The organism is Pedococcus sp. P2_A3 (assembly GCF_056405035.1).
Genome location: NZ_JBFUCW010000037.1, coordinates 16,501 through 32,473, shown reverse-complemented (window position 1 = coordinate 32,473; position 15,973 = coordinate 16,501). Strand labels below are relative to the sequence as shown.

Sequence of the window (15,973 nt, the reverse complement as noted above, 5' to 3'; positions counted from 1 at the left end):
CCTGAGGGGGTTAGGCGTATGGACGAGTGTACACGTACACACACAGACGTGTAAAGGGGTGGTGAAACGAGGTCATACGGATACCGCTCCGGCACGTTTGTGCAGGTCAGGGCGTTGCACCTCAGGTCACGACCAAATGGTTACGCGAGTTCGATTCTCGTCACCCGCTCCACCAGGCCCCTGCACCCCGGTCAGAGCACCGGGCGCAGGGGCCTCGTCGTGCCCCCGTGGTGTGGCTCGGAACTCGCTGACCCGGCGCCCCGCGGCCAGCCCCTTCGCCTCGAAGCCCTCGGTGGGCCGCCAGGCCGGCCGCTCCCCCTCGATGACGTCGAACCCGCCGTGAGCCGCGAGCTCGGAACGCACGTGGGCGGCATACCCGTCGTGGTCGGTGGCGAGCAGGAGCCGGCCGCCGGGCACCAGCCGATCGGCGACGAGGTCGAGGGTCGGCCGCGAGACGAAGCGCCGCTTGGCGTGCTTCGCCTTGGGCCAGGGGTCGGGGAAGAAGACGTGCACCGCCGCGAGCGAGTCCGAGGGCACCTGGTCGGCCAGCAGCAGGACGGCGTCGCCCTGGTGCATCCAGAGGTTGGTGACCCCCCGGCGGTCGGCTTCGGCCAGCATGCGGGCGAGCGCGGGGGTGAACACGTCGACGGCGAGCAGGTCGTGCTCCGGGTGGGTGGCGGCGTAGGCGAGCGCCGCGGCCCCGTGGCCACAGCCGATCTCCAGCACGACGGGAGCGGACCGACCGAACACCTGCTCCGGCACGAGGGGGCCGTGCCCCGGGACCGAGCGCCGGGGGGCCAGGGTCTCCATGCGCTCGAGGGTGAGCGCCGACAGCCTGCCCCGGCGGGCGTTGTACGAGCGCACGCGACCCTGGGTGTCCATCGCCCCAGCCTAGAAGCCCCTGGCAGTGGGCTCGTCCCGGCCGCGACGCGGGCTGGAGGCGGCTCGAGGGCTCTCGCCGTGGGCCCGACGTCTTGACCTACGACACACCTGTCGATAACCAGTGCTTATGTAACCCATAATGTGTCCATGCGCATCTCTCGCTTCCCCAACATCGTCGACGACGTCAGCGTCCGCCTCATCGCGGGCGTCATCCTGCTCCTGGGCGTCGTCGCACTGGCGGCCCACCAGTGGTGGCTGTATGCCGTGCTGGCGACGGACTTCGTGCTCCGCGCGGGGTGGGGACCGTCGGCCAGCCCCGTGGCGATCCTCGTCAACCGGTGGGTCCGACCCCGCGTCGCGGCCGCACCCCGCTACACCGCCGGGCCGCCGAAGCGCTTCGCCGCCGCCGTCGGGGCCGTCTTCACCCTCGCCGCGACCATCTTCTGGCTGGCCGGGACCAGCCTGCCGGTCGTGCTCATCGGCGCGGTCATGGTCGTCTTCCCCGCACTGGAGTCGCTCGCGGGGATCTGTGTCGGCTGCATCGTGTTCGGGTGGCTGATGCGGTTCGGCGTGATCCCCGAGTCGGTGTGCCTCGAGTGCGCCGACCTCACCCGACGCGCGTCGCAGCGACAGGCCGCCAGGGCTGCGACGGCGCCGTCGCAGGGCTGAGGCCGCGGCCGCGAGGGTGTGCTGACCAGCCGACTGGCTGACCAGACGACTGGCTGACGACCCGCCTGAGGTCAGCGGCGCCAGACGAGGACGGCCGCACGGTCGTCGGTCTCGCCCGCCCGGGCTGCCGTGCACATCTTCTCGGCCATTCCCTCGAACCCCTTGCCGATCATCCGCTCCGCCGTCCCGAGCATGCGGTCGATGCCGTCGCGCAGGTCGCGGTTGCGCACCTCGATGACCCCGTCGGTGTAGAGCAACAGGGCGTCGCCCCGGCCGAGCCGACCTCGGATGCGCGGGAAGGCCGGGGCCTCGGTCACGCCGAGGACCGGGCCCTCGTCACCCTCGAGGACCTCCCAGCGGCCCGAGCCGGCCGAGAAGCGGACGGCAGGAGGGTGCCCGGCCGACCCGAGGCTGTACTCCCCCGTGGTCAGGTCGATCATGGCGTGCGCGACGGTCGCGAACCCCTCGTCCCACGCCTGGCGGAGCAGGTAGGAGTTCGCGGCCGGGAGGAAGGTGTCGTAGGGAAGCGACCCCAACAGGCCACCGAACGCCCCCGACAGCAGCAGCGACCGCGTGCCGGCGGCGATGCCCTTGCCCGAGACGTCGACCAGGGCCAGCTCGAGGATGTCGTCGTGGCGGCTGGTCACCAGGAAGTCGCCGGAGAAGGAGTCACCGTACGCGGACAGGACCGACAGCTCCGCGCTCCAGTCGCCCGGCAGCTCGGGGAGCTCACCCTGCGTGCGCAGCCGGTCGCGGAGGTCGACCAGCATCGACTCGCCGAGGTTGCCCTGCACGCCCAGGCGCGCCCGTGAGGCGGCCACCCAGAACATGATGACCATGACGCTCGCCAGCACGCCGTACGCAGCCAACAGGGTAGGCGGGGCGTCGCGGTCCACCACCGTGTAGGCGCCGGCGATGAGGATGGCGAGGTCGACCGCCGCCAGCACCTTGGGCGTGAGGAACAGCCCCGCGAGCACGGCCACCGGGATGTAGGTCGAGAACGGGACATAGGTCGGCCAGACCGACATCGACCAGCAGAGCGCGGTGTTCACCGCGACGAGGGCCAGCGCGGTCGCCGGCTGGCCCCAGCGCACGAACCTCGACCGACCGCGCTGGAACCGGGACATGACGGAGCGCCGAGCGAGAAACGTCCTCTCGACAACCACGGTCAGGTTCCTTCGGCAAGGCAGGGTGCGAGGCACCCTTCAGCGTCTGCGGGGATGGGCCGACCCCGGTCCGACCCGCCGCCAGCGTAGTGGCCGGTCCGGCGACGCGCGCCAGATCGGTGAGATGCACAGCGCCGTCAGGCCTCGGGCGGCAGCGTGCCGGACCCTTCGTACGCGCTCACCATGTCGATCCGGCGCTGGTGCCTCGGCGCCCCGGAGAACGGCGTGGCGAGGAACGCCGCCACCATCGCCTTGGCCTCCTCGACCGTGTTCATCCGGCCGCCGATCGAGATGACCTGGGCGTTGTTGTGCTCCCGCGCCAAGGTGGCCAGCTCGGTGTTGTAGCACAGGGCGGCACGGATGCCAGCGACCTTGTTGGCGGCCATCTGCTCCCCGTTGCCGGAGCCGCCCAGCACGACTCCCAGGGAGTCGGGGTCGGCCGCGACGGCCTCGGCCGCCCGGAGCACGAAGACGGGGTAGTCGTCCTCGGGATCGAGGGCGTGGGGCCCGTGGTTGGTCACCTCGTGGCCCTCGGACTCGAGGAACGAGACCAGCTCGCCGAGCAGCTCGTATGCCGCGTGGTCGCCGCCGATGTGAACGCGCATCTGTCGCTCCTGGCTGTCGTCGTCGTCAGTCGAAGATGGGGCCGACGGTACGGGACCGCTTGAGCTCGTAGAAGCCCGGGGTGCCGGCCACCAGGACGCAGCCGTCCCAGAGCCGTCCGGCGGCCTCACCCTTGGGGGCGGGCGAGACGACCGGACCGAAGAAGGCCTCGCCGTTCACCGCGACGACCGGCGTGCCGACGTCGTCACCGACGAGGTCGATGGCCCGCTGGTGGCTCGCGCGCAGCTCGGCGTCGTGGACGTCGGTGTCGGCGAAGTCGGCGAGCTCCCAGGGGAGGCCCACCTCCTCCAGCGCGGGGGCGATGACCTTGGCGTAGTCCTTCTCGCCGCCGAGGTGGATGCGGGTGCCCATGGCGTCGTAGAGCGGCTTGATGACCTTGTCACCGTGCTCACGGGCCGCCGCGATGATGACCCGCACCGGGCCCCAGGCCCGGTCCATCATCTGCCGGTAGTTGTCGGGGAGGTCGCGCCCCTCGTTGAGGACGGCCAGGCTCATCACCGACCAGGTCACGTCCACGGGACGCACCTCCTCGACCTCCATCATCCACCGAGAGGTCATCCACGCCCACGGACAGAGCGGGTCGAACCAGAACTCAGCGGACGTACGGGTCTCGGTCACAGGGGAGGCAGTCACACACCCAATCCTGCCACTGCCCTCCGGCACCCGCACCAGCGGTGGTCGTCCGCCACGGCGCCCGTGCGAGGATGGCCGCCGAAACAACCGACCGTTGCCCCACTCACCACCGCGCAGGAGCACCGTTGCCTGGCATGAACCTGACCCGCGACGAGGCCACCGCCCGCGCCGCCGTCATCGCCGTCGACCACTACGACGTGGCCCTCGACCTCACGACCTCTGACACGACGTTCCGGAGCACCACGACGGTGACCTTCACGAGCGCCGAGCCCGGGGCCGCGACCTTCGTCGACCTGATCGCCCCGTCCGTGGAGTCGATCACGCTGAACGGCGAGCCGCTCGACCCGGCCAGCCACTTCGACGGCGTGCGCATCTCGGTCCCCACGACGGCGGAGCGCAACACGCTCACGGTCGACGCGACCGCGGCATACATGAACACCGGGGAGGGGCTCCACCGCTTCACCGACCCGGTGGACGGCGAGGTCTACCTCTACTCGCAGTTCGAGGTCGCCGACTGCCGGCGGATGTTCGCGGTGTTCGAGCAGCCCGACCTCAAGGCGACCTTCGCCTTCACCGTGACGGCTCCGGACCACTGGCAGGTGGTGTCCAACTCCCCCACGCCCGAGCCGACGCCGGTGCGCGACGGTGTGGCCACCTGGGCCTTCGGCACCACCCCGCGGATGTCCTGCTACATCACCGCGCTCATCGCCGGCCCCTACGCCGTCGTGCGCGACGAGGTGGAGACGCGGCGCGGCACCGTGCCGCTGGGGATCTTCTGCCGCCAGTCGCTCCTGGAGCACCTCGACGCCGACAACATCTTCGCCTGCACCAAGCTCGGCTTCGCCTTCTTCGAGGCGGAGTTCGACTGCGAGTACCCGTTCGAGAAGTACGACCAGCTCTTCACGCCGGAGTACAACATGGGCGCGATGGAGAACGCCGGCGCGGTCACCGTCAGCGAGATCTACGTCTTCCGCTCCAAGGTCACCGAGGCCCTGGTCGAGCGGCGCGCCCTCACCCTGCTCCACGAGCTGGCCCACATGTGGTTCGGCAACCTCGTGACGATGAAGTGGTGGAACGACCTGTGGCTCAACGAGTCGTTCGCCGAGTGGGCCTCGACCACCTGCCAGGCCGAGGCGACCGAGTGGACCAGCGCCTGGACCACCTTCGGCACCTCCGAGAAGGCCTGGGCCTACCGCCAGGACCAGCTGTCGTCAACCCACCCGATCGTCGCGCCGATCCGCGACCTGCAGGACGTCGAGGTCAACTTCGACGGGATCACCTACGCCAAGGGCGCCTCGGTGCTCAAGCAGCTCGTCGCCTACGTCGGTCGTGAGCCGTTCACCGCAGGCCTGCGCGCCTACTTCGCCAAGCACGCCTGGGGCAACACCCGGCTCGAGGACCTGCTGCGCGAGCTGGAGGCCACCTCCGGCCGCGACCTGGGGTCCTGGTCCAAGCTGTGGCTGGAGACCGCAGGCGTGAACACCTTGCGCCCCGAGGTCGCCACCGACGACCAGGGCCTGATCTCGTCGGCGCGGATCGTGCAGACGTTCGCAGAGGGCTTCGAGACGCTGCGTCCGCACCGGCTCGCGGTGGGACTGTACGACATCGACAGCAGCGACGGCGGTGGCGACCGGCTGGTCCGCACCGACCGGCTCGAGCTCGACGTGGACGGCGAGTCCACCGACCTGCCCCAGCTCATCGGCCGACCGGCGCCGGACCTGCTCCTGGTCAACGACGACGACCTCGCCTACGCCAAGATCCGGCTCGACGAGCGTTCGCTCGCCACGGCGCTGAGCCACCCCCGCGGGTTCCAGGACAGCCTGCCGCGAGCGCTGGTGCTGGGCGCGGCGTGGGACATGACCCGCGACGCCGAGATGCCGGCCCGCGACTTCGCGGCGCTCGTCCTCGCCTCGCTGCCGGGCGAGACCGACTCGACCCTCCTGCGGGTGCTCCTGGGCCAGCTCCAGACGGCGCTGCACCTCTACGTCGCCCCCGACCACCGCGAGGCCGCCCTGGCGAGCGCCGCGCGCGACCTGCGGGCGCTGGCCGTGGCGGCCGAGCCCGGCAGCGACGCCCAGCTCCAGCTGGTCGGGGCGTATGCCGCGCACCAGCGCGGTGGCGACGACGCGGCATACCTGCGTGCGCTCCTCGACGGGACGCAGGTGCTCGACGGCCTCGCCGTCGACACCGACATGCGGTGGAGGCTGCTGACCACGCTCGCGGTGTCCGGGGCGGCCACCTCGGCCGACATCGACGCCGAGCTGGCGCGGGACAACACGGCCACCGGACGCGAGCACGCCGAGCAGGCGCGCGCGTCCTTCCCGACCGCCGAGGCCAAGGCCGAGGCGTGGCGCCGCGGCGTCGAGGAGACCGGCCTGCCCAACTCGGTCCTCGAGTCGGTCGCCGCCGGGTTCGCGACGGTGCACGACAACGCGCTGCTCGAGCCCTACGTCGAGAAGTACCACGCGATGCTCGACACCGTGGAGGGCAAGGGGTCGCACGCGATCATGGAGATCCTCGTCCGCGGCTTCTACCCGACGGTCCTGGCCGACCAGCGTCTCCACGACGCCACCGAGGCGTGGCTGTCGGCCCACCCCGACGCCCCCGCCGCGCTGCGACGCCTGGTCACCGAGAACCGCGACCCGGTCGCCCGCGCCCTGCGTGCGCAGCAGCGTGATGCCGATGCCTGAGGCGTTCCTGCACGCCCTCCTCGAGGTCACTCCGCTGTCGGCGTGGGACTGGTTCACGGGCAAGCCCCTCGACATCGTCCTCACCGTGCTGGGGGCGCTCATCCTGCGCTGGCTGGCGCTGCGGTCGATCGGCCGGGTGGTCTCCTCGACCCTCGCGCGGTCGGAGGCCCGACGACTGGGTGAGACCAGCCGCGCGGGACGCGTCCTCGCCCAGGCCACCGGCTCGGCCCACGAGCGGCACCGTCAGCGCACCCTGACGATGGGCTCCCTGCTGCGGAGCATGGTCACCTTCGTGGTCGTCCTGGTCACGATCCTGACTATCCTGACCACGGTGGGCATCAACCTCGGACCGGTGCTCGCCACCGCCGGGGTCGGCGGCGTGGCGCTCGGCTTCGGCGCACAGAGCCTCGTCAAGGACTTCCTCTCCGGCATCTTCATGATCCTCGAGGACCAGTACGGCGTGGGTGACGTCATCGACACCGGCGAGGCCATCGGCACCGTCGAGGAGGTCTCGCTCCGGGTCACCCGGCTGCGCGACGGACAGGGCGTCGTCTGGTACATCCGCAACGGTGAGATCGTCCGGATCGGCAACAAGAGCCAGGGCTGGTCCACCGCGATGGTCGACATCCCGGTCGCCTACTCCGAGAACCTCGAGAAGGTGATCCCCCTGATCCGCACCGTGGTGCACGACCTCGACCAGAGCCCCGAGTGGGCCGACCTGCTGCTGGAGGAGCCGCAGGTGGTCGGCGTCGAGTCGATGACCGGCTCGGTCGTCACGATCCGCGTGATCGCGAAGACGGCTCCCGAGCAGCAGTACGGCGTGTCGCGCGAGATCCGCGAACGGGTGAAGGCCGCGTTCGACGAGCACGGGGTCAAGGCGCCGATCATGACGCCGTTCGGTCCGGCGGCGGGTGCGCGGTGAGCACCCAGTCGCCCGGGGGCGAGCAGTTCGGGAGCTTCTACGACCAGGTCGGCGGCCACGAGACGTTCCGCGCCCTGGTTCACGAGTTCTACGTCGGGGTCGCCGGCGACCCCGCCCTGCGGGCGCTCTACCCCGAGGCCGACCTCGGCCCGGCGGAGGAGCGACTGCGGATGTTCCTCGAGCAGTACTGGGGCGGCCCGGGCACCTACTCCGAGCAGCGCGGCCACCCGAGGCTGCGCATGCGCCACCACCCCTTCAAGGTCACGCCCGCCCAGCGCGACCGGTGGCTGCTGCACATGATGGCTGCGGTCGACACGCTCGACCTGCCCCCGGCCAACGACCTGCTGCTGCGCGACTACCTCGAGCGCGCGGCCCACTCGTTGGTCAACTCACTCGACGAGGAGTAGCCGACCCGGACCCCCATTTCAGCCAGCGAGACACGCGCCCCTCGACGGCGGTCCGGTTTCCCCGAACGCGTTCGATGCGTCAGCATGGTTGCCCGTGACGACGACCCTCTCCAACACATCCAGCCAACCCACGCCCACCGAACCGGCGCTCATCCACCCCGCCGCTCCGGCCGACGCAGCCTGGTGGCGGCACGCGGTGATCTACCAGATCTACCCGAGGTCCTGGGCCGACGCCGACGGCGACGGCATCGGCGACCTGCCCGGCGTGACCGCCCGCCTCGAGCACCTCAAGGCGCTCGGGGTGGACGCGGTGTGGTTCAGCCCGTTCTACAAGTCGCCCCAGGCAGATGCGGGCTACGACGTCGCCGACTACCGCGACATCGACAGCCTGTTCGGCAGCCTCGAGGACGCCGATGCCATGGTCGCCAGGGCGCACGAGCTCGGCCTCAAGGTGATCGTCGACCTCGTGCCCAACCACACCAGCGACGAGCACGAGTGGTTCAAGGCGGCACTGGCCGCGGCACCCGGCAGCCCGGAGCGCGACCGCTACATCTTCCGCGACGGCAAGGGCAAGGACGGCGAGGTCCCGCCCAACGACTGGCACTCGGTCTTCGGTGGTGACGGCTGGACCCGCGTCACCGAGGCCGACGGCAGCCTCGGCCAGTGGTACCTGCACCTCTTCGACACCAAGCAGCCCGACCTCAACTGGGACAACCCCGAGATCGGCGACGAGTTCGAGTCGATCCTGCGCTTCTGGCTCGACCGTGGCATCGACGGCTTCCGGGTCGACGTGGCCCACGGACTGGTCAAGCAGAAGGGCCTCCCCGACTACGACGTCGAGCTGCACATCCTCGACGGCGAGGTGAAGCCCGGCGCCCCCATGCCCCCGATGTGGGACCAGGACGGCGTCCACGACGTCTACCGCCGCTGGCACAAGGTGCTGGCCGAGTACGGCGAGCCGGACCGGATCCTCGTGGCCGAGGCGTGGGTGCGGCCGCAGGAGCGCGCGGTGCGTTACGTGCGCCCCGACGAGATGCACCAGGCCTTCAACTTCGACTTCCTGCAGTGCCAGTGGCGCGCCGAGGACCTCCACGAGGTGATCGAGTCCTCACTCGCAGCCGCTGACTCCGTGGGCGCCCCCAGCACGTGGGTGCTGTCGAACCACGACGTGGTGCGCCACGCCTCCCGACTGGGGCTCCCGGTCGGCGAGCGCCGCCCCAACGGCATCAGCGCGACCGACCCGCAGCCCGACCGGCTCCTCGGGCTCAAGCGGGCTCGGGCCGCGACGACGCTCATGCTCGCCCTTCCCGGTGGCGCCTACCTCTACCAGGGTGAGGAGCTGGGCCTGCCGGACTCCACCGACATGCCGGGAGAGTTCCGCCAGGACCCGACCTTCATCCGCACCGAGGGCAAGGAGATCGGCCGTGACGGGTGCCGGGTGCCGATCCCGTGGGAGAAGGACGCACCGTCGTTCGGCTTCGGCCCCACCGACCAGACGTGGCTCCCGCAGCCGGCGATCTACGGGGAGTACGCCGTGGACCAGCAGGAAGGGGTGGAGGGCTCGACCCTCGAGCTCTACCGCGCGCTGCTGCGGACGCGGCGCGAGCGCGAGCTGGGCACCGGGGGCCTGCGCGCGGTCAAGGGATTCGGTGCCGACGACTTCGGTGACGACGTCGTGGCGCTCGTCAACACCGGGCAGGGCGAGGACACCCTCGTCGTGGCCAACCTGGGCGCCGAGGCAGTCGCGCTCCCGGACGGCGCCGTGGTCCTGGTGGCCTCCGGTCCCCTGACGGACGACGGCCTCGGCGGTTGGCCAAGGGCGCGTCGCGGTCGACTGCGTGGGTGGCCCAGAATGAGCGCGTGAGAGCCGCCGACTTCGCCTTCTTCGACGCCCCGACCCCCATCGGGCTGGCGCACCGGGGCGGCGCGAAGCTGGCGGCCAACCTCCACCTCGAGAACACCCTGACGGCCTTCCGCGAGGCGGTGCGCCTGGGCTACCGCTACCTCGAGACCGACGTCCACGCCACCGCGGACGGGACGCTGCTGGCCTTCCACGACCTGCGGCTCGACCGGGTCACCGACCAGCGCGGCCGGATCGCCGACCTGCCGTATGCCGCGGTGCGCACGGCCCGGATCCACGGCACCGAGCCGATCCCCACGTTGTCGGAGCTCTTGGAGGAGCTGCCCGACACCCGCATCAACATCGACGTCAAGGCACCCGGCGCCATCGAGCCGCTCGCCGAGGTCATCCGCAGGCACCGGGCGATCGACCGGGTCTGCGTCGGCTCGTTCTCCGACCGGAGGCTGCGAGCGGTTCGCCGGTTGGTGGGACCGGGGTTGGCCACGTCCACCGGCCCGGCGGAGGTCGCTGCGCTGCGCCTGGCCCCCCAGCGGGTCGCGTCGTGGCTGCGCTCCCCCGCCGCGGTCCTGCAGATCCCGACCGGCCACGTCGTCGGGGGGCGCCGTCTGGACCTGGTCACCCCGGCCCTCGTCGAGCGCGTCCATGCGCTGGGCAAGCACGTGCACGTGTGGACCATCGACGACGCGGGTGAGATGCACCGGCTCTTCGACCTGGGCGTCGACGGCATCGTGTCCGACCGCATCGACACGCTCGCCGAGGTGCTGGCCGACCGCGGCGTACCCTTGGGCCAGTGACCGCGCCCACCCCGCACCCTGCGCCCGCCGTGGAGGACCGCGAGCGCGGCGGGGTCTTCCACCCGCGCTACGTGCTCCTCTCGGTCTCCCTGCTGGCGCTCATCACGGTGATCGCGTTCGAGGGCATGGCCGTCTCCACCGCCATGCCCGATGCCGCCCGTGAGCTCGACGCCGTGCGGTCCTACGGGCTCGCCTTCTCGGTCATGCTGACCACCCAGCTGCTCGGCATCGTGCGGGCCGGGGTCTGGTGTGACCGGTCCGGCCCGCTGCCGTCGCTGTTCGCCGGACAGCTGCTCTTCGCCGTGGGCTGCGGGCTGTGCGGCGCCTCCCAGTCGTTCGGACCGTTCCTCGCCGGGCGCGGAGTCGCGGGCCTCGGAGCCGGACTCATCATCGTCGCGGGCTACGTCGTGATCGGGCGCGCCTACCCGGAGTCGTTGCGGCCCAAGGTGTTCAGCGTGATCTCCGCGGCCTGGGTGCTGCCCTCGCTGCTCGGCCCACCGATCGCCGCCTGGGTCACCACCACGTGGTCGTGGCGTTGGGTCTTCTGGCTCGTGGTGGTGCCGGTCGTGGCAGCCATCGCGCTGGTCTTCGCCCGACGCTCGCAGATCGCGGCGGCCGACGAAGGCATCGAGGGGTCCAGCCGTGACCACCGCGAGCACGCGCGGGCGGCGTGGTTCGGGGTGCTCATCGCGGCGTCCGCCGGCGCCCTCCAGTGGGGCACCCACGACCTCGAGTTCAGGTGGTCGGCCAGGGCCGCCGTCGCCGTGCTGGGGGTCCTGGGGATCGCGGTCACCGCGCCACTGCTCCTCCCCCGCGGCACCTGGCTCCTGCGTCGCGGCCTTCCGTCGGTGATGCTGGCCCGGTTCCTGCTGACCTGCTCGTTCTTCGGCACCATCACCTACATCCCCCTGATGCTCGTCAACGAGCGGGGGCAGTCGCTCGCGACGGCCGGCACGATCCTGGCGGTCGGGTCGCTCGGGTGGTCGGCGGGTTCGTGGGTACAGGGCCGCGACCGGTGGGCCGGGCATCGGCACCGGCTCGTCGTCGCCGGAGGGGTGCTCCTGACCGCCGGCCTGCTCGCGATCGTCACCATCACGCAGCTCGCCTGGCACCCGTGGCTCATCGCCGTGGCCCTCGTCGCGTGCGGCATGGGCATGGGGCTCGGCACGGCCAGCCTCTCGGTGCTGTCGCTGACCCTGACGTCACCGGCCGACCACGGCACGACGTCGTCGTCACTCCAGCTCGCTGACGTCCTCGGCTCGGTGCTCGGCATCGCCGCTGCCGGCGCGGTCTTCGCCGCCCGCCACACCGCCGCCGGGCACGACGTCCCCGTCTTCGTCACGATGTGGCTGGGGCTCAGCGTCGTCGCGGCGCTGGTCGTGGTCGCCGGTCGGCGGATCAGGACCTGAGCGCCCGCGGCCCCGGCTCGCTGCCGCCGGGACGCGCGGAGCGACCCCGGACCGCGGCGAGGACGGCGGCCATGTCGAGGCCGCCCCACCCGCCGTCGACGGTCTCGGCGAACAGGTCCCTCGTCGCATCGGCCAGGGGCGTGGCGATCCCGGCCTGCCTGGCCGCAGAGACGACCAGCTCCGCGTTCATGAGCACGTCCGCGGCGCCCGCCTGCACGGCCCAGTCGCCCGCGACCAGCTTGGCCAGCTTGGCGCGGGACACCGTGCTCGCCATCGGCCCCTCGTCGACGACCCGCTGCAGCACCTCGAGGTCGAGCTCGTGGGCCGCCGCGAAGTGGAACGCCTCGACCAGACCGGTCACCTGGGTGATGAGGAAGAGGTTCACCGCGAGCTTGGTGAGCAGCGCGCTGCCGACCGGACCCGTCTCGACGACCGCCCTGCCGAGCGGCGCGAGGAGGGGCGCGACGCGGGACCTCACGGCTGGCTCACCGGCGAGCATGACGACGAGCTCTCCCGCCTCCGCCACCGGTCGCGACCCCGAGACCGGCGCCTCGGCATAGGAGCCGCCGCCCGCCTCGACCTCGCGCCCTAGGGCGACCGAGAAGGACGGTGACGTGGTGCCGAGGTGGACCACGGTGCGCCCCGCGACCAGGTCGGCGAGCTCCCCGGTGCCTCGCGGCAGCGTGGCGTCCACCCCGCTCTCCCCGGCCAGCATGAGCAGGACGACCTCACTCCGCGCGAAGACCTCGGCCACGTCGTCGGCTGCCACTGCACCCAGACGCTCGAGGTGGGCGACCGCGGGCGCCGAGCGGTTCCACACCACCAGGTCTTGGCCTGCGGCGAGCAGGTTGACCGCCATCGGTCGTCCCATGATGCCCAGCCCGATGAAACCGACCGCCATGTCCATCCTCCCGATCCGACTATGACGCTTGTCATAGTAGTGCGATCATGACAGGCGTCATAGTCTTGGGTCCATGGACAAGGCGGACCGGACCCCGCGGGAGCGGATGGTCTACGAGGCCGCCCAGGCGCTGCGCGAGGACGGCGTCGGAGGCGCAGCCTTGCGGACCGTCGCCGCCCGTGCCGCCGCCCCGCGCGGCTCCCTCCAGCACTACTTCCCCGGCGGGAAGGACCAGCTGGTCACCGAGGCGCTCGCCTGGTCAGGGTCATTCGCCGCCGAACGGGTCCGCGCCTACCTCCGTGACACTCGTCGGCCCACCCCTTCGGGCATGTTCGACGACCTGGTGCGCCAGTGGTCCACAGAGCTGGAGGACCGGCAGTTCGCGCGCGGGTGCCCCGTCGCGGCCTCGGTGGTCGATGCCTCCCACAGCAACCCACCCGTGCGGGCGGCCGCAGCGGCGGCGCTCGCCGCCTGGCAGGAGCCCCTGCGGTCCGGCCTGCGGAGCATGGGCGTGCGGCCGGCTCGGGCCGCCGCCCTCGCCACGCTGATGCTCGCAGCGTTGGAGGGCAGCCTGGTCCTCGCTCGCGCCGAGCGGGACACCCGGGCGCTCCGGGTGGTGTCGAGGGAGCTCGCGCCGGTGCTGGACGCAGCCCTGCCGTGAGGAGGGCGCTGACGGCCCTGCTGGGCGCCCTGCTCGTCGGCGGCGCCGTGGCCTGTAGCGGTGGCAGCTCCTCTCCACTCCCCATCCCCTCCCCCCGGGCGGTCCCGTGGGCGGCCGTGGACCTCCCTGCCGGCACCTTTCCCCTGCTGGTCCGCTCCGGCGACGGAGTCGTCGTGGTCGCGACCCGCACGGGGCAGCGGGCATCGATGTACCGGGTGTCCGTGCCCGGCGATGGGACTCCAGCTCCAGTCAGCCTCGTGTCGCACAGCGTCTACGCCCCGGGTGCCCACTGGGTCGACCTCGCCACCGACGGCACCCGGGTGCTGGCTCTCGGGCGCGCTTCGGGCGGCGCCCACGGCCTGCCCCGGTGGACCGTGTGGAACGGCACGCCCGAGCGCCTCGTCGAGCAGCCACAGCCGTTCGAGACCCTCGGCGGCCCGAGGTCGGGCGGGCTGGCCGCCGTCGGACTCGGCCGAGAGGCGGTGCTGGCGGGGACGTGGGACGACGGCGGCCCTGGCTTGGACACCAGGCTCTGGACCCAGGCCTCCCCGAACGCGTGGGAGCGCCTTCCGGCCGCCTCGGCGCTGGTCAGCACCAGCCGTCTCCTGCCCCAGCCCTCGGGAGTCGCCTGGTCGTCCGCAGGTCTGCTCCTGGCCGGGTCCGTGACCGAGCTGGGCGAAGGCTCGTCGGTCGTCACCCGCGCCACGGCGTGGACGGCACCTGCAGCACGAGGGCCCTGGACGCGCCATGACCTGCCCACGAAGAACACCTCGGCCCGCGCCACGGGCGCCACCTGCCCAGGCGGCGCCTGGTGGGTCGTCGGGCTCGACGGTGAGGGTCCGGCGGCCTGGGAGGTGGCGTCGTCGGGCACCACCGAGGTGCCCCTGCCAGACGTGCCGACCACACCGGGCGTGCCGCCGGCCGTCGCCGTCGCAGCGGGCTCCGTCTGGGTCGCGGTGGCGGGACGCGATGCCGTGCTGCTGTCCCGTCGTCAGGGCCGCGAGTGGGCCACCGTCCAAGGGCCACCGGGCCGACCGGTGTCGCTGGCCGCGTCACCGGGGCGGCTGTACCTCGTGACGAGCACGGCGACCGGCACCCGGCTCTGGACGGCGCCGACGGGGTGACCGTGACGCCGCGCCACTCAGCGGATGAGGACGTGGCCCGTGGGCGTGGTGAGCCGCGTCCAGCGACCCTGCGCCCACACCGTCACCGCCGCGTCCGGGGTGGCGCCTGGACTCCTCGGCACGAACCCCAGCACGTATGCCGCGAAGGCGCCGCCCGCGGGAACGGGCGGTGTGGTCATCGTGAGGCGTCCCCACACCTGCTTGCGCAGGGCGGCGACCGCAGCCCCACCTGCCTCGGCCGGCGCCCCCGAGGCGACCTCCTCGATGCCCTGCCGCGCCGCGGCATACAGGTCCTCGGCGGGGACCGCTCCGACGCGCTCCCACCCTCCCCGCGGGGGCGCCATGGCCGCCCACGCGACCCGCACGGTGACCGGGGGGACGGCGAGGGTGGCACCACCGTCCCGCGCGAGACGGTCGGTCACGGCGGCCAGTGGGACGGTGACGTCGAGCTCTGCCGGCTCGGCGAGCGGCATCGCCCGCAGCCCGATCACGACGCCTTCGGCCATCAGGCCGCTGCCCGGAAGGACCCCGACGTAGGCCGCCAGGGTCTGCCCTACCGCCTGCAGCCGGATCGCGCCGTCCGGGTCGGCCGACTTGGCCCGAGCGACGTAGGTGCGCAGGTCATCGAGCACCTGCGGGTCGGGAAAGGTCAGCTCCATCAGCGTCGACGCCAGCGAAAGGGCACCGGCTCGCCCGAGTGCGAGCTGAGCACGGCCCTCAGGGAGTCGTCCATGCGGCGTGGGGTGCTGGTCGCGAAGTCGTAGAGCACGAGCGTGGTCTCCGCCCGGGCGTAGACCGTGTCCCCCTCGCCACCGTCGGCCGACGGGCGACCGTCGCGCACCTCGTAGGCGAGGTCGAAACCCGCACCGCCGATCTTGGTGGCCCACATCTCCACGACGATCGGCGGCACCCGGAACAGGAGCGGGGCGAGGTACTCGATCTCGTGGCGGGCCACGAGGATCCCTTCGGAGAGCACCGAGCGGTCCTGGCCGAACCAGTCCTCGAAGCCGATCACCCGGGCATCCTCGAGGAGCCGGAGGAACTGCACGTTGTTGACGTGGCCGTAGGCGTCCATGTCGCTCCAGCGCAGCGGCACGTTGACGCGGTACCGACCCCGCGGCGCGGACCTCCCGGAGCCGTCGTCGGCGACGCTCTCAGGAGCCTGGGCAGGAGCCTGGTCGGGACTCGGGTCGAGGGCCATGTGGACATCCTCGCAGGGCTGTCGGGCCG

Annotated in this window: 16 protein-coding genes; 9 read left to right on the top strand and 7 right to left on the bottom strand. The window is 72.1% G+C overall.

The window, feature by feature from the left end:
* Nucleotides 1–126 precede the first annotated feature (126 nt).
* Nucleotides 127–882 (bottom strand): tRNA (guanosine(46)-N7)-methyltransferase TrmB, encoded by a 756-nt coding sequence (trmB, locus tag AC1DX8_RS20385; RefSeq protein WP_477631782.1) that lies wholly within the window; start codon nt 880–882, stop codon nt 127–129.
* A gap of 147 nt (nt 883–1,029) precedes the next feature.
* On the opposite strand from trmB, the gene AC1DX8_RS20380 reads away from it, so the two are divergent.
* Nucleotides 1,030–1,551 carry a DUF4395 domain-containing protein gene (locus tag AC1DX8_RS20380; RefSeq protein WP_477631781.1) on the top strand — a complete coding sequence of 174 codons (522 nt, stop codon included), beginning with the start codon at nt 1,030–1,032 and terminating at the stop codon, nt 1,549–1,551.
* A 71-nt stretch (nt 1,552–1,622) separates the two neighbouring features.
* Here the strand turns inward: AC1DX8_RS20380 and AC1DX8_RS20375 are convergent, their stop codons facing one another.
* From AC1DX8_RS20375 to AC1DX8_RS20365, 3 genes are all read right to left on the bottom strand, one after another.
* On the bottom strand, nt 1,623–2,678 hold the full coding sequence (locus AC1DX8_RS20375; protein WP_477631780.1) for a PP2C family protein-serine/threonine phosphatase: 1,056 nt from the start codon (nt 2,676–2,678) through the stop codon (nt 1,623–1,625).
* Nucleotides 2,679–2,854: 176 nt separating this feature from the next.
* Nucleotides 2,855–3,322 (bottom strand): ribose-5-phosphate isomerase, encoded by a 468-nt coding sequence (locus AC1DX8_RS20370; protein WP_477631779.1) that lies wholly within the window; start codon nt 3,320–3,322, stop codon nt 2,855–2,857.
* A 25-nt stretch (nt 3,323–3,347) separates the two neighbouring features.
* Nucleotides 3,348–3,974: a mycothiol-dependent nitroreductase Rv2466c family protein gene (locus tag AC1DX8_RS20365; RefSeq protein WP_477631778.1), complete on the bottom strand. Its 627-nt coding sequence runs from the start codon at nt 3,972–3,974 to the stop codon at nt 3,348–3,350.
* A 125-nt stretch (nt 3,975–4,099) separates the two neighbouring features.
* On the opposite strand from AC1DX8_RS20365, the gene pepN reads away from it, so the two are divergent.
* From pepN to AC1DX8_RS20335, 6 genes are all read left to right on the top strand, one after another.
* Nucleotides 4,100–6,664, top strand: a complete 2,565-nt coding sequence (gene pepN / locus AC1DX8_RS20360) for an aminopeptidase N (protein ID WP_477631777.1) — start codon at nt 4,100–4,102, stop codon at nt 6,662–6,664.
* A complete protein-coding gene (locus tag AC1DX8_RS20355) occupies nt 6,657–7,586 on the top strand; it encodes a mechanosensitive ion channel family protein (protein ID WP_477631776.1) in 930 nt (309 codons plus the stop codon). The genes pepN and AC1DX8_RS20355 overlap by 8 nt, the downstream gene beginning before the upstream one ends.
* Nucleotides 7,583–7,993, top strand: a complete 411-nt coding sequence (locus AC1DX8_RS20350; protein ID WP_477631775.1) for a globin — start codon at nt 7,583–7,585, stop codon at nt 7,991–7,993. Before AC1DX8_RS20355 ends, AC1DX8_RS20350 begins: the two co-directional genes overlap by 4 nt.
* Nucleotides 7,994–8,087: 94 nt before the next feature.
* Nucleotides 8,088–9,857: a glycoside hydrolase family 13 protein gene (locus AC1DX8_RS20345; protein WP_477631774.1), complete on the top strand. Its 1,770-nt coding sequence runs from the start codon at nt 8,088–8,090 to the stop codon at nt 9,855–9,857.
* Entirely contained in the window at nt 9,854–10,648 is a 795-nt protein-coding gene (locus AC1DX8_RS20340; protein ID WP_477631773.1) for a glycerophosphodiester phosphodiesterase family protein, read from the top strand. Before AC1DX8_RS20345 ends, AC1DX8_RS20340 begins: the two co-directional genes overlap by 4 nt.
* A complete protein-coding gene (locus tag AC1DX8_RS20335) occupies nt 10,645–12,057 on the top strand; it encodes an MFS transporter (protein WP_477631772.1) in 1,413 nt (470 codons plus the stop codon). The genes AC1DX8_RS20340 and AC1DX8_RS20335 overlap by 4 nt, the downstream gene beginning before the upstream one ends.
* Here AC1DX8_RS20335 and AC1DX8_RS20330 read toward each other — a convergent pair.
* The gene (locus AC1DX8_RS20330) at nt 12,047–12,958 is read right to left on the bottom strand and encodes an NAD(P)-dependent oxidoreductase (RefSeq protein WP_477631771.1); all 912 of its coding nucleotides are present in this window, start codon (nt 12,956–12,958) and stop codon (nt 12,047–12,049) included. The genes AC1DX8_RS20335 and AC1DX8_RS20330 overlap by 11 nt on opposite strands.
* Before the next feature lie 73 nt (nt 12,959–13,031).
* Between AC1DX8_RS20330 and AC1DX8_RS20325 the strand changes: the two genes are divergently transcribed.
* Entirely contained in the window at nt 13,032–13,619 is a 588-nt protein-coding gene (locus AC1DX8_RS20325) for an LmrA/YxaF family transcription factor (protein ID WP_477631770.1), read from the top strand.
* Entirely contained in the window at nt 13,616–14,743 is a 1,128-nt protein-coding gene (locus AC1DX8_RS20320; RefSeq protein WP_477631769.1) for a WD40 repeat domain-containing protein, read from the top strand. Before AC1DX8_RS20325 ends, AC1DX8_RS20320 begins: the two co-directional genes overlap by 4 nt.
* A gap of 17 nt (nt 14,744–14,760) precedes the next feature.
* On the opposite strand, the gene AC1DX8_RS20315 is transcribed toward AC1DX8_RS20320, so the two are convergent.
* The gene (locus tag AC1DX8_RS20315; protein WP_477631768.1) at nt 14,761–15,402 is read right to left on the bottom strand and encodes a DUF8185 domain-containing protein; all 642 of its coding nucleotides are present in this window, start codon (nt 15,400–15,402) and stop codon (nt 14,761–14,763) included.
* Nucleotides 15,402–15,944 carry an acyl-CoA thioesterase gene (locus AC1DX8_RS20310; protein ID WP_477631767.1) on the bottom strand — a complete coding sequence of 181 codons (543 nt, stop codon included), beginning with the start codon at nt 15,942–15,944 and terminating at the stop codon, nt 15,402–15,404. Before AC1DX8_RS20310 ends, AC1DX8_RS20315 begins: the two co-directional genes overlap by 1 nt.
* Between the last annotated feature and the right edge of the window lie 29 nt (nt 15,945–15,973).

Excerpts from the sequence above, each read along its gene's own strand:
- trmB (WP_477631782.1), bottom strand. The coding sequence starts at position 882 with ATGGACACCCAGGGTCGCGTGCGCTCGTACAACGCCCGCCGGGGCAGG.
- AC1DX8_RS20380 (WP_477631781.1), top strand. The coding sequence starts at position 1,030 with ATGCGCATCTCTCGCTTCCCCAACATCGTCGACGACGTCAGCGTCCGC.
- AC1DX8_RS20375 (WP_477631780.1), bottom strand. The coding sequence starts at position 2,678 with ATGTCCCGGTTCCAGCGCGGTCGGTCGAGGTTCGTGCGCTGGGGCCAG.
- AC1DX8_RS20370 (WP_477631779.1), bottom strand. The coding sequence starts at position 3,322 with ATGCGCGTTCACATCGGCGGCGACCACGCGGCATACGAGCTGCTCGGC.
- AC1DX8_RS20355 (WP_477631776.1), top strand. The coding sequence starts at position 6,657 with ATGCCTGAGGCGTTCCTGCACGCCCTCCTCGAGGTCACTCCGCTGTCG.
- AC1DX8_RS20330 (WP_477631771.1), bottom strand. The coding sequence starts at position 12,958 with ATGGCGGTCGGTTTCATCGGGCTGGGCATCATGGGACGACCGATGGCG.
- AC1DX8_RS20325 (WP_477631770.1), top strand. The coding sequence starts at position 13,032 with ATGGACAAGGCGGACCGGACCCCGCGGGAGCGGATGGTCTACGAGGCC.
- AC1DX8_RS20315 (WP_477631768.1), bottom strand. The coding sequence starts at position 15,402 with ATGGAGCTGACCTTTCCCGACCCGCAGGTGCTCGATGACCTGCGCACC.
- AC1DX8_RS20310 (WP_477631767.1), bottom strand. The coding sequence starts at position 15,944 with ATGGCCCTCGACCCGAGTCCCGACCAGGCTCCTGCCCAGGCTCCTGAG.